This is a genomic window from Dietzia sp. IBK-p2-15D (assembly GCF_057773105.1).
The window spans coordinates 1-15495 of record NZ_JBYMTK010000013.1 but is presented as its reverse complement, the minus strand read 5'-3'; the positions used below and the strand labels follow the sequence as shown (position 1 = coordinate 15495).

Annotated in this window: 15 protein-coding genes; 5 read left to right on the top strand and 10 right to left on the bottom strand. The window is 71.0% G+C overall.

Annotated elements, in window-relative coordinates:
* Positions 1-71: 71 nt before the first annotated feature.
* The gene (locus tag AC3DEV_RS14945) at positions 72-2183 is read right to left on the bottom strand and encodes an acyltransferase family protein (protein ID WP_488372589.1); all 2112 of its coding nucleotides are present in this window, start codon (positions 2181-2183) and stop codon (positions 72-74) included.
* Positions 2184-2373: 190 nt separating this feature from the next.
* Here AC3DEV_RS14945 and AC3DEV_RS14940 point away from each other — a divergent pair, with 190 nt between their 5' ends.
* On the top strand, positions 2374-3012 hold the full coding sequence (locus AC3DEV_RS14940) for a hypothetical protein (protein WP_488372588.1): 639 nt from the start codon (positions 2374-2376) through the stop codon (positions 3010-3012).
* On the opposite strand, the gene AC3DEV_RS14935 is transcribed toward AC3DEV_RS14940, so the two are convergent.
* Positions 2981-3685, bottom strand: coding sequence for an NUDIX hydrolase (locus tag AC3DEV_RS14935; protein ID WP_067713842.1), 705 nt, complete (start codon positions 3683-3685; stop codon positions 2981-2983). The genes AC3DEV_RS14940 and AC3DEV_RS14935 overlap by 32 nt on opposite strands.
* A 72-nt stretch (positions 3686-3757) precedes the next feature.
* On the opposite strand from AC3DEV_RS14935, the gene nadA reads away from it, so the two are divergent.
* The 3 genes from nadA to AC3DEV_RS14920 all read left to right on the top strand — a co-directional run bounded on the left by nadA (position 3758) and on the right by AC3DEV_RS14920 (position 6334).
* Positions 3758-4843 carry a quinolinate synthase NadA gene (gene nadA, locus AC3DEV_RS14930; protein WP_396467259.1) on the top strand — a complete coding sequence of 362 codons (1086 nt, stop codon included), beginning with the start codon at positions 3758-3760 and terminating at the stop codon, positions 4841-4843.
* A complete protein-coding gene (gene nadC, locus AC3DEV_RS14925) occupies positions 4840-5745 on the top strand; it encodes a carboxylating nicotinate-nucleotide diphosphorylase (RefSeq protein WP_488372587.1) in 906 nt (301 codons plus the stop codon). Before nadA ends, nadC begins: the two co-directional genes overlap by 4 nt.
* A 64-nt stretch (positions 5746-5809) precedes the next feature.
* Positions 5810-6334 carry a hypothetical protein gene (locus AC3DEV_RS14920; protein ID WP_488372586.1) on the top strand — a complete coding sequence of 175 codons (525 nt, stop codon included), beginning with the start codon at positions 5810-5812 and terminating at the stop codon, positions 6332-6334.
* 36 nt (positions 6335-6370) lie between these two features.
* On the opposite strand, the gene AC3DEV_RS14915 is transcribed toward AC3DEV_RS14920, so the two are convergent.
* The 6 genes from AC3DEV_RS14915 to AC3DEV_RS14890 are packed head-to-tail and all read right to left on the bottom strand — an operon-like array spanning position 6371 to position 11461.
* Positions 6371-6955, bottom strand: a complete 585-nt coding sequence (locus tag AC3DEV_RS14915; RefSeq protein ID WP_488372585.1) for a hypothetical protein — start codon at positions 6953-6955, stop codon at positions 6371-6373.
* A gap of 39 nt (positions 6956-6994) precedes the next feature.
* Positions 6995-8011 (bottom strand): cation diffusion facilitator family transporter, encoded by a 1017-nt coding sequence (locus AC3DEV_RS14910; RefSeq protein ID WP_488372584.1) that lies wholly within the window; start codon positions 8009-8011, stop codon positions 6995-6997.
* Complete coding sequence (locus tag AC3DEV_RS14905; RefSeq protein WP_488372583.1) at positions 8008-8547, bottom strand: transporter substrate-binding domain-containing protein; 540 nt, start codon at positions 8545-8547, stop codon at positions 8008-8010. The genes AC3DEV_RS14910 and AC3DEV_RS14905 overlap by 4 nt, the downstream gene beginning before the upstream one ends.
* A gap of 24 nt (positions 8548-8571) precedes the next feature.
* Complete coding sequence (locus tag AC3DEV_RS14900) at positions 8572-9462, bottom strand: NAD(P)H-hydrate dehydratase (protein WP_488372582.1); 891 nt, start codon at positions 9460-9462, stop codon at positions 8572-8574.
* Complete coding sequence (locus tag AC3DEV_RS14895) at positions 9459-10283, bottom strand: histidine phosphatase family protein (protein WP_440221319.1); 825 nt, start codon at positions 10281-10283, stop codon at positions 9459-9461. Before AC3DEV_RS14895 ends, AC3DEV_RS14900 begins: the two co-directional genes overlap by 4 nt.
* A complete protein-coding gene (locus AC3DEV_RS14890) occupies positions 10280-11461 on the bottom strand; it encodes a zinc-dependent alcohol dehydrogenase (protein WP_268091977.1) in 1182 nt (393 codons plus the stop codon). Before AC3DEV_RS14890 ends, AC3DEV_RS14895 begins: the two co-directional genes overlap by 4 nt.
* Positions 11462-11657: 196 nt before the next feature.
* Between AC3DEV_RS14890 and AC3DEV_RS14885 the strand changes: the two genes are divergently transcribed.
* Positions 11658-12617, top strand: a complete 960-nt coding sequence (locus AC3DEV_RS14885) for a hypothetical protein (protein WP_363423759.1) — start codon at positions 11658-11660, stop codon at positions 12615-12617.
* Between the two features lie 29 nt (positions 12618-12646).
* On the opposite strand, the gene AC3DEV_RS14880 is transcribed toward AC3DEV_RS14885, so the two are convergent.
* Together AC3DEV_RS14880 and AC3DEV_RS14875 are read right to left on the bottom strand one after the other, a co-directional pair.
* A complete protein-coding gene (locus AC3DEV_RS14880; protein WP_363423762.1) occupies positions 12647-13792 on the bottom strand; it encodes an alkaline phosphatase family protein in 1146 nt (381 codons plus the stop codon).
* Between the two features lie 87 nt (positions 13793-13879).
* Positions 13880-15495: HNH endonuclease signature motif containing protein (locus AC3DEV_RS14875; RefSeq protein WP_488372581.1), on the bottom strand; the 1616-nt coding region annotated here is incomplete at its 5' end.

Sequence of the window (15495 nt, the reverse complement as noted above, 5' to 3'; positions counted from 1 at the left end):
CGTGGCCGTGCAGGCGGAGGCGGGTCACAGGCTGTCCCCATCACCACCAGCCCATCACCACCACGAGCCCATCACCACCAGCCGGTCGCGGGCCCCAGCTGACGCGCCAGCTCCCCGGAGGCGGACCGGACCCACGAACCCGAGAGGTGGTGGGAGTCGTGGTAGACGATCACGTTGCCCACCACGGCGGGGCAGTCCTCGGGGTCGCACAGGCCGTCGGTGAGGTCGAGCAGCCGCACCGAGTCGAGGCCCGCGGCGGCGATCGCGGCGGGGTTGATCGGGGAGATGGAGCGCTCCCGCGGCATGCCGCACTCTTCCGGGGTGCCGCCGGCGCCGAGGCAGTCGCTGGCGCGGATGGGTCCGCGTCCCTGGTTGAGCCACGGGGTGTCGCGGATGGCGATGACGCCGATGCCCTGCTCGCCGAGCGCGCGCCACAGGTCGACGTATTGGCGCGGCGTGACGTCGGGGCCCACGACCCCGACCGGGCGGGTGGCCGTGGTGAACACGAAGTCGGGATCCAGTCCGACGAGGGCGGCGAGTGCCTCCGGGGTCCACTCCGCGCAGCTCTCGTACAGCGGTTCGTCGCCGTCGGAGACCGAGGCGTCGAGCGTGAGGGGGCAGCCCATCTTGAGGACGGTGACCACCCGGAAGCCGTAATGCCGGCCGACCTCGTCGAGGCCGCTGATCCAGTGTTCGGCGTGCGACCCGCCCGTGAGCGCGATGGTGCGGGGGGAGGTGACGTCGCCGTACACGCACATCTCGACCTCCGTCGACTCGAAGGTCGAGATGCAGCCGTCCATGGTGCTGGCGGGGAGGTCGTTGCCGACCTGGAGCAGGGAGGGTACGTAGGGGGCGTCGTCGGGTGCGGGGACGCCCTCGAAGAACGCCCGCGCTCCGGGGTGGTCCGGGTCGGTGAGGGAGTCGACGTACGGGACGGACGAACGGGAGCCGGAGGTGGCGCTCCACCAGCCGACGGTCCCCAGGCTGGCGACGACGGCGACGACGACGACGACACTCGCCCCCACGAATCGCTTCTGCTCACGGGCCGAACGGGCCGGGCCGCCCCGCTGCCGGTCGCGTGCCTCCGCCGCCGGGGTGGTGCGTCCCCGCGCCCGGCTGGCCATGCGGAGCGGGCGCTCGACGTACTTCTCGGTGAGGAGCGCCAGCACGAGCGAGACGACGATGATGGTCAGGCCGGAGACCAGCGTGATCTCGGCTTCGCGGTTGTGGGACAGCCACAGGATGAGCAGCGGCCAGTGCCACAGGTACAGCGAATAGGAGATGTCGCCGAGCCGCCGGAACACCCCTCCGGACAGGAGCCAGGTGACGGGGTCCTTGGCCGGGGTGGCGCGCTGCCCGACCGGGAGGTTGCCGCCGAGGATGATGAGCAGGGCGCCGCCGATGGGGTACCAGGCGAGCGGGCCGGGGAAGTGGGCGGCGCCGTCGAAGAAGAAGCCGGTGCTCACCACCAGGAAGAGTCCGGCGACGGTGGTGAGCAGCCGCAGGGGCCACGGCAGGACGATTCCGGCCAGCAGGATGGCCACCAGGCCACCGATGAGCAGTTCCCACATGCGGGCGCCGGTGTCGTAGTAGTTCCACGCCTGGTTGTCGGCCTGTCCGAGGACGGCCCACCACACCGAGGCGGCGGTGCCCGCGGCGACGATGGTCACGAGAAGCCACTTCGGGGTGCCCCTGCGGACGATCAGGCGCCAGAGGGCGGTCCCGCCCAGGATCACCGCCAGGGCGACCAGATAGAACTGGCCCTGCACGGACATGGACCACAGGTGCTGCAGCGGGGAGATGGTCGCGTCGGCGGCGGCGTAGTCGGACGCGGTCAGCGCCAATTCCCAGTTCTGGTAGTACAGCAGCGAGGCGACGGTCTGCTCGAAGATCGTCGACCATTGGGTGGGCGGCTTGATGAGCACCGTGCCCAGCACCGTGGCGGCGATCGTCACCACCAGCGCCGGATACAGCCTGCGGACCAGCCGCTTCAGGTGGGGAAGCGGGGAGAGCGGCGTGCCGGGGTCGCCGGCGCCGCGCAGGAGCGAGCCGAGGAAGAAGAAGCCGGACAGGGTGAGGAAGACGTCCACGCCGCCGGAGACCCGGCCCATCCAGATGTGGAAGACCACCACCAGCGCGATCGCGAGGCCACGCAACCCGTCGATGTCGTGTCGGTAGGCCATCTTCCCGCGGCGCCGCCCAGCGGGCGCGGGAGGAGAGATGGTGGCCACTGGCGGGTACTTCCTGACGTGTCGTCCGGTGGGTCGGTGGGGGCCCGGCCCGGCGTCCGGGCACCGTGCCGTACACCGGCGGAGCCGGGTCCGATTACACCACAACGGGTCGGCACCACCGGCGTTGGTACAGTCCGTGCGCATGACCAGCCCGTCGTCGTCGACATCGTCGTCCCCGCCGTCGTCGACCACGGCCCCGCACCGCGGCGGTGCGGCCCGATTCGGGGCGTCGACCCTGCTCGGCGTGGTGGGCCCGTTCGTGGTCGCGCTGCTGCTGTGGATCGTCGCGGCGCCCCGGGCGGAGCTGTTGTCGGTGGGCGACGGCCGGGGTCTCCGGCTACCGGACTCGGGGGTGGACGGTGGCAGTCAGCTGCTCGTGTTCATCGTCCTGTCGGGGTTCGCGACCGTGTGTGCGGTCATGGTCCTGTGGCGACGTCACCCGCACCTGCGGCGGCCGGGTGGCGTCCCGGCGCTCGTGCTGCTGCCGGGTGTGGCCTGCGCGATCGCGGCCGCGGCAGCGACGCCTCTGGCAGACGTGGTCGCGGCGCCCCCGGATGACGTCCCCTACGGCGAGGTGGTCCGGCAGGCTCCGGCGGTCGGGAGTCTGTTCTTCGACCGCATGGTCTTCGGCACGTCCGGCCCGTCATGGGACTGGTTCCCGCCGGGGCTCGACTGGGTGGTGTTCGGGGTGATGATCGCGGCGTTCACGGTGGCGGTGCTGGCGTACCTCGCAGACCCCGAGGCCCCCGTCAGCCCACCCCCGCCGGCGGCCGCAGCGTAGCGAACTGGTCGGTGATCCGGAGGCGCCGTTCGGCGAACGTGTACAGCGCCGCCGGCCGGCCGCCCGTGGGCCCGGGGGGAGCGCTGCGTCCGCACCGCACGAGCTCACCGCGGCGGGTCAGGACGCGCTGGAGGTTGGTCGGGTCCACCGGGTGGCCGAGGGCGGCGCCGTAGAGCTGCGCGAGGTGCGACAGCGTGAACTCCATAGGCGCCAGGGCGAACCCCAGGGTGGAGTACGAGAGCTTGGCGGCGAGGCGTGCGCGGGCGCGGGCGACGATCTCGGCGTGGTCGTAGACGGTGTCGGGGAGATGGTCGACCCGGAACCAGGCGGTGTCGTCGGGGATGGCGGGATCCGCATCGCTGGGCAGGACACCGAGGAATCCGGAGGCGAACACGCGCCGGCCGGGTATGCGGGCGGGGTCCGAGAATTCCGCGACCGATTCCAGGTGGCTGAGCGAGCGCACGTCGACCTTCTCGGCGAGCTGCCGGGTGGCGGAGGCGGGCAGGTCCTCGTCGTCGCGGACCTCACCGCCGGGTAGCGCCCACCGGCCGGCGGCCGGCCCGAGCGAGTGCTGCCACAGCATCACGTGGAGCGCCGGTGCGGTGGAGCCGGGGGTCGGCCGGACCTGGGTCACCACGACGAGCACCTCGTGACCGGTGTTACACTGCATCATGTTTTCGATTGTAAGTCGAAAACGGGGCCGGTGGCGTATCGGCCCGGAGAAACGACCCGGGAGGGGGCAGCGATGAGCACTGCCACAGGACACGGCACCACGGTCGCGCCGCGGCCGGACACCACCGTCGGGCGGCTCGATTCGCCCCTGGCCGCGAGGATCCGCCATGACGGCTCGGTGTACACGGGTGTCGAGCCCGACGCGGAGTGGGCCGCCGAGATCCGCCGTCTCGCCGCCGAGCGCGACGCGGTGATCCTCGCCCACAACTACGAGGTCCCCGCCATCCAGGACATCGCCCACCACGTGGGGGACTCCCTGGCCCTGTCGCGCATCGCCGCGGAGGCCGAGCAGTCGACCATCATCTTCTGCGGCGTCCACTTCATGGCGGAGACCGCCAAGATCCTCTCCCCGGACAAGACCGTCCTCATCCCCGACGAGGCCGCGGGCTGCTCACTGGCCGATTCCATCACCGCCGAGCAGTTGGCGGAGTGGAAGTCCGAGCACCCGGACGCCGTGGTGGTCTCCTACGTCAACACGACCGCCGCGGTGAAGGCCCTCACCGACATCTGCTGCACGAGCTCCAACGCGGTGGAGGTGGTCGAGTCGATCGACCCGGACCGCGAGGTGCTGTTCCTTCCCGACCAGTTCCTCGGTGCGCACGTCCGGCGCAAGACGGGCCGCGAGAACGTTCTCGTGTGGGCGGGCGAGTGCCACGTCCACGCGGCGATCAACGGCGACCAGCTCACGGCCAAGTCGGAGGCCCACCCGGGCGCCGAGCTGTTCGTCCACCCCGAGTGCGGCTGCGCGACGAGCGCCCTGCACCTGGCCACCGAGGGTGCGGTCCCCGCCGATCAGGTCAAGATCCTGTCCACCGGCGGGATGGTCGACGCCGCCCGCGCCTCGGGTGCCAGCGAGGTCCTCGTGGCCACCGAGATCGGGATGATCCATCAGCTGCGCAAGGCCGCGCCGGAGATCGACTTCCTGCCGGTCAACGACCAGGCCAGCTGCCCGTACATGAAGATGATCACCCCGTCCGCGCTGCTGCGTGCCCTCGTCGAGGGTGCCGACGAGGTGCACGTCGATCCCGCGACGGCCGAGGCCGCGCGCGGGTCCGTCGAGCGGATGATCGCCATCGGCAACCCGGGGTCGGGGGAGTGAGCGGGGCTGCACCCGGGGTCGACGACGACGAGCTCTTCGATCCGGACACCCGTGCGGACGCCCTGATCGCGGTCCGTCGTGCCCTCGAGGAGGACCTGCGATACGGCCCGGATGCCACGTCGCTGGCGACGGTGCCCGCGGACGCCCGTGCCACGGCCCGCCTCGCGACCCGATCCGACGGCGTCGTGGCCGGATTGCCGCTGATCGACATGGTCCTGGCCGAGGTGCTCGGCCGGGCCGAGCCGGGGCGGGCGGACTTCTCGGTGGCCCTTCTCGCCCGCGACGGCGACCGCGTCTCGGCCGGCGACGTGGTGGCCGAGATCAGCGCCCCGACACTCGGTCTGCTCACCGCCGAGCGGACCCTGCTCAACCTCGTCTGCCACTTGTCGGGGGTGGCGACCGCGACCCGGGCGTGGGCCGACGAGCTCGCCGGCACGGACTGCGCCGTCCGCGACACCCGCAAGACCATGCCCGGCATGCGACTGCTGCAGAAGTACGCGGTGCGCTGCGGCGGCGGGGTCAACCACCGACTGGGCCTCGGCGACGCGGTGCTGGTCAAGGACAACCACGTGGTGGCCGCCGGCGGGGTGCTCCCGGCGTTGGCCGCGGTCCGCGAGCGCTTCCCCGACCTGCCCTGCGAGGTCGAGGTGGACTCCCTGGAGCAGCTCGACCAGATGTTGGACGCGGGCGTGGACCTGGTCCTGCTGGACAACTTCCCCGTCTGGCAGACCCAGATCGCGGTCCAGCGCCGCGACACGGTCGCACCGGGCACCCGCCTGGAGTCCAGCGGCGGGCTGACCCTCGACGCGGCCGCCGACTACGCCCGCTGCGGGGTGGAGTTCCTGGCCGTGGGGGGCCTGACCCACTCCGTCGCGGTGCTCGATCTGGGGCTGGACATGTGAGGTCCGCCCCACCGCCGCCTTCGGGCTCGGGCGACGGGCCGCTGTCCGCGTAAAGTCGAGGACCATGACGGGGTTCTGGGACTCAGGCGAGAAGAGCGCGGCATCGGAACGACGATTGCAGCGGATGGAGGAAGCCCGCCGCCGCGTGGAGGCCGGGGAGAACACCTCGCCGCCGCCTCCGCCCGCACCCGCCAGGAGCACCCGGCCGACTCGGTCCGCCCGCGCCGCCAAGGCCCCGACCGTCGATCCGCTCGCGGTGACCGGCGCGCAGTTCGCGGTGTGGCGCAGCGTCCAGCACTTCTGCAGCACCGACTCGACGCCCGACGCCCGCGGCGCGAACCTCGACCTCTTGGTCGCCTGGTCCGACTCGATCCAGCCGTTCCGGCTCCGGCAGCGCATCGTCGCCCGCCTGGACAACGAGGGCGCCTGGCTGCCCGTCTGCTACGCCAAGGACGGCGCCCGCGAGCCCATCACGCAGGCCCAGGCGGAGCGCTACCGGGAGGCCCGGATCGGTGAGACCACCCTGTCCGGCGGGGCCCAGAAGCCGCTCAAGGACACCGACCACCCGGACGAGACGCTCACCCTGTAGTCGGCCCTGTCGCGCCCCGACCCCGCCGGCCGGGGGTCAGCGGCCCGCGAGCGCGAATCGCCTTCCCTCGGGTTGCGGGCCCGTCGCGAGGACGATCTCCTCGGCTCCCGCCTTCGCGGCCGCCGCGCCGGTGGTCTCCTTGGCGGCGATGACCTCGTCGTCGTCGAAGTCTCTTCCGGTACGTCCCGCAGTGCCATCTCCCGCAGTGCCATCTCCCGCAGTGCCATCTCCCGCAGTGCCATCTCCCGGCCCGCCTCCGGCAGGGTCCCCCTCGCCGGTGGCGCGGACCATCTCGCCGTCGCCGGGCAGGGGATCGACGGTCACGATCGCCCCCTCGTCCAGCAGGTCGATGATGGCCGTGCGCGCGGCGCGGGCGTAGCGCAGGTTCCGCAGGGCCGGGGTGTCGGAGTCGGGCGCGGACGGGTCCACGTCGACCAGCCGCAGCGGCTCGCCCGACGGCGCCTCGTACGCCTCGCAGACGGATTCGACGAGCTCGTCGAGCGCCAGACTGTCCCGCTCGCCGAGCTTGTCCACGATGATCATGCGGGCACGCTCCAGCGCCGGCGTCTCGGGCTCGGTCGCGGTGTCGATGGCGGTTCGGATGTTCTCGAGTGAGGTCATGCCCCGAGCCTGCCAGCCCGGGCGACGACGTGCAGCCGGTCAGCAGGGCCGGTGGGCGTCGTGTACCTCCGATACCACCGTCACCACCACGTCCTCGATCTTCCAGCTCAGCTCCGCCAGACTCCGGCGCACGTCCGCGAGCCGCTCGACGGTGATCTCCCGGCCGTGGGCCGGGACGAGGAACGCCTCCACGTGGAAGACGTGCCCCTCGTCGCGTACCCGCGCGCCGTGGTCGTCTGCCCAGTCGACGCCCGCCAGCAGCTCGTCGATCCGGTACACGAGCGGGTGCGGGTCCGTGCCGTCGAACCGGGTGGGTCGCGCATCGGCGAGTCCCTCGATCGCCCCGCGCAGGTTTGACCACCCGTCCCGGACGATCGACGCACTCACCACGAGCGCCGCCACCGCGTCCGCCCACCACAGGCCGAGCGAGATGCCCAGCACACCGACGATGGTGGCCAGTCCGGTCTTCCAGTCGGCGCGGTTCATGTCGGCGTCGGCGTAGAGCACCTTGTCGTGCAGCGCCTCGGCGGGACCGGTCTTCATGCGACCGAGGATGAGCGGCCCGACGACGGACAACGCCATCACCGCGATCATCAGCCACCCGGACCAGATCACCTGCCCGCCGATCACCACGACGCCCATCGGTGGGCGTTCACGGGTCAGCAGAGACGTTCCGGAGTCGACGACGAGGAACGCCCCCATCGCGAGCAACGCCACCCCCGCGACGAGGTGCCCGATCCCGACGGAGCGGTGCCTACCGTAGGGGAAGCGGGCGGTCGGCGGCATGCGGGAGACCCGGATCGCCACGAGGAAAGCGATCGGCGGGAGCAGCGACAGCGAGTCCTCGATCCACGCGGCCTTCATCGCCTGCGACTGACCCGACACCGCGTACACCGCGGCGACGGTCACGCTCATCACCGCGAGGGTCGCCCACTCCGGGCGGATCGCCCGGCGCAGCGCTGCCCGCTGATCATCGGGCAGGTCGTCGCGACCGAGCCCCGAGGCCCCGCCTGCGACCGCCCGCCCGCCTCGGCCCCCGGCCCTCTCGTCACTCACGATGCACCCCCGGCCTCAGCGAGGTAGGTCTCCAACGCAACCAGCAGCGCGTTCTCCCCGAGCGGAGTGGCCATCACCATCTTCTCGGTGTCCCCGTCCGGGGTGACCTCCTCGGTGTACGGACTCGTCAGCGCGACCTCCTTTTCCCACGGCGAGTCGGAGGTCAGCCCACCCACGACCACATCGAGGTCACCGCGGACCATCGCCATTGTCAGTTCGCTCTCCGCGCCCGGCGTCCACTCGACGTCCGCGGCGTGGGCTTCGGCGAAGCCGGTGACGAGGTCGACCTCCCGACCGGCGACGCGGCCGTCGTCGTACACCTCGGTCCACGGTGGGTTCTCCGACACGCCCACCCGGAGCACGCCATCTGTGATGCGCGCGAGGCTGCCGTCGGTGTCCTTGGGTACAGGTCCGCCGCAGGCGGCCGCGAGGGTGGTGACGGCGGAGGTGAGGACAACGGCGACGACGCTGCGGGCGGTCGTCGACCCCGGGCTGCGGGACGGACACCGCACGACGGGATGGCTTCGGACCTGCACGATTCCCCCTCCGCGTGGAGCAGTTCAGGACGAGAGTTCCACCAGGACGCCGGGGATCTCGGCCAGTAGTTCGCGCGCGAGGAAACCGGTCGCACCGATCCTGGCGGACAACCGTTCCCCTGCCCGCCCGTGGCTGTGGGTCGCCCACGCGGCGGCCTGGGCGGGTTCGGCGCCCCGGGCGAGCAGCCCGCCGATGAGTCCGGCCTTGACGTCGCCCGACCCCGAGACCCCGAGCCCGAACGAACCGGACTCGTCCCGCCAGAGTCGGCCGTCCGGGGCGGCGATCCACGAGGTCGCGGTGCCGGTCACCACCACGGCCCCGGCGCGCTCAGCAAGCGCTACGGCGTGTCCAGGGGTATCGGCCTCCACGTCCTCCTCCGGCACGTCGAGGGTCCGGGCGAGTTCCTTGGGGTTGGGGCTGAGGACCGCGCGACCATCGAGGTGGGCGAGCCCGCCGGGGTTCTCGGTGACGTAGGCCATCCCCAGTGCGTCCAGCACGAGGGTGGTGTCCAGCCGGGGCACGACGTCCGAGAGCAAGTCCACCGCTGCGACCTTCTCGCAGATCCCGGGGCCGAGCACCACGGCGTCACACCCCTCGGCGAGCTCGACGATCGTGTCCGCCCCAGCGGCGGTGAGTTCACCGGCGTCGTCCTCGGGCAGACCGATCGATTTCGACTCGGGGATGTGGATCGCCAGCGACGACGACACCGACCCGGCGGTCGCGATCTGTAGTTTGCCGGCCCCGCACCGCAGCGTCGCCTCGGCGGCCAGCAGCACAGCGCCCGGGGTGGACCTGCTGCCACCGACGACCAGCACCCGCCCGCGGCCCTCCTTTCCACCACCGGGGGAGGGGAGCGCCCAGTCCCGCAGCGCATGGTGCGTGAGGACCGACTCGCTGCTCACCTCGCCGCTCATCTCGCCGCCTCCTCGTTCCCTGAAGGCGACTCCCGCGTGGTGGGCGCATGGCCGCGCTCCACGGCCGTCGTGTCGGCATAGCTATGCAGCTCGAGCCCCGCGCTGCCGGGGTGGTGCCCCACCGATTCGTGCCGCCCCGGGCGGTGCTGCCTCGGTGCGAGCTGCCGCTGGCGATAGATCGTCACCGAGCAGTTGGGCAGCGGGTCCTCGCGGTCGACCCGGAGGACCTCCTCTTCGGCCAACTGCTCCAAGGCAACCCGGAAACACATGATCACGGCCTGGTGGCTGAAGACGCAGACCCGCTCGCCCGCGTACTGCTGCCGGAGGTCCGTCAGCAGGTACCGCACGCGCAGCAACACGTCGGTCCAGCTCTCACCACCCGGCGGGCGGTAGTAGAACTTGCCGATCCGGTCCCGTCGCTCGGCCTCCTCCGGGTACCGCTGCCGGATGCCCCGGCCGGTGAACCCGTCGAGGATCCCCAGGTCGCGCTCCCGAAGTCGCTCGTCGGTGAGCAGCCTGGTGCCACCTGCCCGACCGCCCGACGCGCTGCCGCCGGCCGCCTCGAGCGCAGCCGTGGCCGTGTCCGCCGCACGGCGATAGGGCGAGGTCAGCCACACCGTCGGCCGGGCGTCCTCGGGCAATCCGCCGAGCCAGGCGCCCACTGCCCGAGCCTGTCCCACTCCCGACTCCGACAGCGGGGTGTCGGCATCACGGTGGTCCAGTTCGAGACGATGGGCGCCGGCGGCACGGGCGTTGTCGTTGGCGACATTGCCCACGCTCTGACCGTGGCGGACCAGGAGGAGTCCGGCGAGTTCCGTCACGGCTCGAGGACCACCTTCACGGCGCCGTCCTCCTTCTTCTGGAACATCTCGTACGCGCGGGGCGCATCGGCCAGCGGGAGCCGGTGGGTGGCGAAGTCGTCGACGCCCAGCGGATCGTCGTCGGTGAGCAGCGGCATGATCTCCGGAACCCAGCGCTTGACGTTGGCCTGGCCCATCTTCAGGGTGATCTGCTTGTCGAACAACGTCAGCATCGGAATGGGATCGGCGGTGCCTCCGTACACGCCCGAGAGCGAGATGGCCCCACCGCGGCGCACGATGTCGATCGCCCCGTAGAACGCCCCGAGGCGGTCCACCCCGGCGTGCTCCATCATCTTCTTGCCGAAGAACTTCGGCATCAGACCGACGGCGGCGTGCGCAGCGCTGGCGATCGGCGAGCCATGCGCCTCCATCCCCACCGCGTCGATCACGGAATCGGGCCCGCGGCCGTCGGTCATGTCGCGGATCGCATCGCCGATCTCGCCGGGAACGTCGGTCGGATCGAGGACCTCCACCCCCCGGTGGGCCTGACGGGCCCGGCGCTCGGCCACCGGGTCCACGCCGATCACACGGTGACCACGGTGGGCGGCGATCCGCGCGGCCATGTCCCCGATGGGCCCGAGGCCCAGTACGACGACCGTGCCGCCGTCGGGGATCTCGGCGTACTCGACGGCCTGCCACGCGGTGGGAAGGACGTCGGACAGGTAGAGGTAGCGGTCATCGGAGTGCTCGTGCGGCACCTTGATGTGGGTGTTCTGGGCCTGCGGCACGCGCAGGTACTCGGCCTGGCCGCCGGAGACGCTGCCGTACAACTCCGAATAGCCGAACAGCGCGGCGCCCATACCCTGGTCTCGGACCTGGGTGGTCTCACACTGGGTGTTCAGGCCCTTGTCGCACATGTAGCAGTGGCCGCAGGAGATCTGGAAGGGCATCACCACGCGGTCCCCGGGCTTGAGCCCGGTAACCTCGGCGCCGACCTCCTCGACGATTCCCATGGGCTCGTGGCCGAGGATGTCGCCCTCGTTCATGAAAGGACCCAGCACCTCGTACAGGTGTAGATCCGATCCGCAGATGTTGGTGCTCGTGATCTTGACGATCGCGTCGGTGGGCTCCTGGATCTTCGGATCAGGAACGTCCTCGACGCGGACGTCGCGCTTGCCGTGCCAGGTGACTGCCTTCATGTGCGGGGCTCCTCTCTGGTCGTGCCATGCGCGTTCACGCATGCCTCCGACGGTAGTAACGGAGGGCAGCGTCCGCATCCGGTAACCGGGGGCCGCGGGTCGCAGGACGCTCAGGACAGCGCAGTGTGGTCGGGACATCATCGCGTTCGGGAGACCGTCGGCGAACCGGGGCTCTCGCTTCGCGATACCGGATAAAGTGATCGTCATTCAGATCGGATCGGTCGGTTACCCGACCCCGTCGCTGGTGGTGACCATGAGTAGTCCGCCCAACGGACCCGGCTGGGGTAACGAGGGGTGGGGGCACGCCTCGTACGGAGAGCCTCCGCAGGATGCGCGTCGCTCTCCGGTGGTCTGGGCGCTCGGCGCGCTCATCGTCGTGTTGCTGATCGCCCTCGCAGGCACTGTCGGGTACCTGCTCGCGTCCGACGACGACCAGCCGGGCGCGGCTTTCGCACCCACGACGACCCCCTCCGAAGCGTGGACGACGAGGCAGGGCGCCCCCTCGGCCTCGACAGGGAACGGCACGCGCGCAGGAGTGGCGGGGGTGGGGCCGTGCGACCCGGACGAGATCGCGGCAGAAGCGGGTATCACCCGCCGGGATGTGAACATCGATCGGTGCCTGGGCGACTGGGCTCTCGCTCATGTGGACGTTCCGGCCGGCGAACCGGCCGGGGACACGCAGTACATCCTCGGTCGCGCCGACGGAACCTGGAGTCGCTATACCGGCATTCCTTCGGGGATCTGCTCGGATGATGCGGAGGGTGACGGGATGCCCGCCGAACTGGCCGCGTTCCTGAACGAGTGCCCGCGATCTGAGGGCGCGGCGGGGGATCTGGGCCTGGCCACACCGATGTCGAGGCCGGCCTGCGATGGCCGGGGAATCGTGGTCCTGTATTCGGCTGTCACGCCGGGGGCCTACTCGGAGGAGATCTCTTCCGCGCTGTCGAGGCACCCGGGGGCGTCCTACCTCCGTACCGACATGGCGTGCCCGTCCCTGCGTTCTCGCGATGAGAACGGCAATGTCATCTACGCGGTCTACCGGCCGTCGGGGTACACGCGTGGGGAACTGTGCAGCGATGTGCGAGCGGCGGGTCCGCCCGCGTACGGCCGGTGGCTGGACACCACGAGCGACCCGACCGAACTCGTCACCTGCTGACCCGGAGGTCGGCCGGCTCGGGGACGGGGTCAACGAATGAGCAGCGGAATGTGTTGTTCATCAGTGGTGTTGGCCCCGTGGTGGCCGAGCAGGGATGACTCCATCTTCTCGAGCTGTGTACGCGCGAGAATCACCCCTCCGGCGGCGATGCCGATGACGTCGCCCAGACGATCGGCGTGGTCTCGGTCGGGTCCGAAGAGGTGCTCGTCGAGTGCCTGCTCACGACTGATCACCCGGGCTCGCCCGGCCAACTCTGATCGCCACGTGTCCAGGACATCGTCGGCCGATCCCGGTCGCGCGTAGACGTGACGCACTCGGGGCTCACCGGCAACGGTCTCGACGTCGGCGAGCAGCGTCGGCGTCGCGTCTATGTCGACAACGGTTTCAGCAGTGACCATCCCGTGGTCTGCCGTCAAGATGAGCCTGCAATCGCGGGGCAGGTCAGTGGCGAGGTCCGCGACGCACCTGTCCACTGCGCGCAGGGACTGCAGCCACTCGGGAGACCCCGGCCCGTGGACATGGCCGATGAGATCGAGGTCGCCAAAGTAGGCGTAAGCGAACCGTCGAGCGCGAGACGGCTGACTGAAGGTGTCGAGTATTCCCTGGCGGACTTCGTCAAGGGTGCTCGCCGCCCGATAGTCGCCCCCCGCCCGGAACGCTGCGCGGGTCAGTCCCGACTCGCGGAAATCCTCTCGCATGACGTAGGTGACATCGACCCCGTCAGCGGCAAGCAGCTCTAGAACACTCGGCTGTTGTTGAACCTGTCGGGGCGGGAAGCGATCCATCGCCGAGGGGCCGCTCGACGATTCGACCGTCCACCGCAATGGATTGAACGACGCTGGCGGACCGCCGGACTCGCCGGAGATCCGGAAGCTGTATCCCACGATGCCGTGTTTGGAACACGGAGCACCCACCGCGAGGCTGGTCAGGCTGGTCGCAGTTGTCGAGGGAAAACCTGCGCAAATCATGCGGCTGGTCATCGCGGCGAGGGTGGGGGCCTCCTCGGCGTGCTGGCGGATGAGCTCCGCACCAAGCCCGTCGATGAGTACGAGTACTGCATCCCGAGCCGGCGGTAGGTGCAGGGGGTTGCGAAGGTCAAGCCCCAGGGCCGCAGCAACTGACGGCATGACGTCGGCCAGTGAACCGTCAGACGGGTTGGCGGGGATCGCGCTCATCTCATCACCATCCCCCAAGACCCGCACGGAGCGGGGGAAATCCGTGCCCACAGGACGTTCGGTTCACTCGGTGCGGCCCTCGTGGTGTCAGAAGGGTGGTGGGTCGATGAGTTCGTCGAGGCGTTCGTGGAGTAGGGCGCGGATGCCTTTTTCGATGTCGCTGTGGTGGGGTTTGTTGCGGGCCCACCAGCGGCTGGCGCTCTCGGGGGTGGCGCTGGCGGGGGCGGCTTTCTCGGGCGTGGTGTCGGTGGCCGCGCCGGTGCTGGAGCTGGCGGCGTCCGTGCCTGTGCCGGGCGCGGGTGGGGTGGGGTCAAAGGTGCGGGCGCGTTCGGCGTTGCGGCGTTCGGTGCGGTGGCGGGAGGCGCGGCGGGACCAGAACGTCGGCTCGGCGTCGGCCTTCTCGTCACCGGTGGGCCCGGGGCTGCGACGTTGTTGCCGGGTCCACGCCTCGGTTTCGGCGTGGGCCTGTTCGCGCCGGTACTCGGCCAGTGGGCCGGAGGGTCGGGTGAGCATGGTCGAACCGTCCGGGGTGCGCACGGTCAGGGTGCCGTCGGGCTGCAGGTCGTAGATCCAGTCCGAGAAGGTCTTGAACCGGTGATGCCGCCGGCACATCGCGGCCAGATTGGCCTCGACGGTGTGCCCGCCCCGACGGGGGTCGGCGTGATCAAACGGCACCACATGATCCAGATCACAGGCCTCGGCCGGGATCGCACAGCCGGGGTGGCGACAGGTGCCATCGCGCAGCCGGATCCGGCGGGCCAACTGGGCACCGGGCCGGTACTGCAGGGCGGCCCGGGCGTCATCGGCGGCCCCGATCCGCGGGTCGATGGGCGCGAAGGTGGCCCCGTCGGAGGTGGCGAGCATGTCCAGCAGGGCCTGCAGAGCGGCCTGGCCGGTGCGGGCGAACTCCACCCGGGCGCCGCCGGCGTCGCGGGCGTGGTTGCCGGTGGCGATGACGGTGACCTTCGGCCGCAACGCCACCCCGGCACCAGGCGCGCCCGACCGGCCGGGGCGAGCAGGGGTGCCGGCTAGGCCGGCGTCGCCGCACACCAGGGACATCAGGGCGTCGGCGCGCCGCTCGGCGATCGAGTAGTCCTCGACCTCGCCAGCGGCCGCGCGATCGCCCGCGTTGGCGGTGTCGGCGTTGGCGGTGTCGGCTTGGGTGTTGGCGGCGGCTTGGGCGTCGGCGTACTTGTGGTCTTTCACGCGGTGGTCGAGGGCCTCGGCCAGGACGGCGGCTTCCTCGGTGGCCAGGATCGCCGAGACGCTGGACATGCCGTCGACGCCCTTGTGGAACCGCACCCCGCGGGTGCGGGCGGCTTCCTGGCGGCGCAGGCGGATCCCGTTCGCGTCGTAGCGGGCGATGATCGCATCGACGTTGCTGCGGATGGCTTTCTCGCCCATGCGCACCCCGCCCTCGATCGCGGCGAGGTATTCCTCGACGACCTGGCGCTGCACCGCCTCGAGCCCGTCGACGTGGACGGTGGCCATCTGCGAGGCCAGTATCTTCGCGGCCTGCAGATCCAGCCGCCCCTGCGCCATCGCGGACAGGATCGCCGGATACCGCAGGTGCAGGTCGAGGGCGAAGGTGATCATCCGTTCGGCCCGGCCCGTCGAGATCGCCATCGCCGACACCACGTACCCGGCCGCGACATCGATCGGATCGAGTACCGCATGACCGGGCCGACACTCACCGCCGCCCG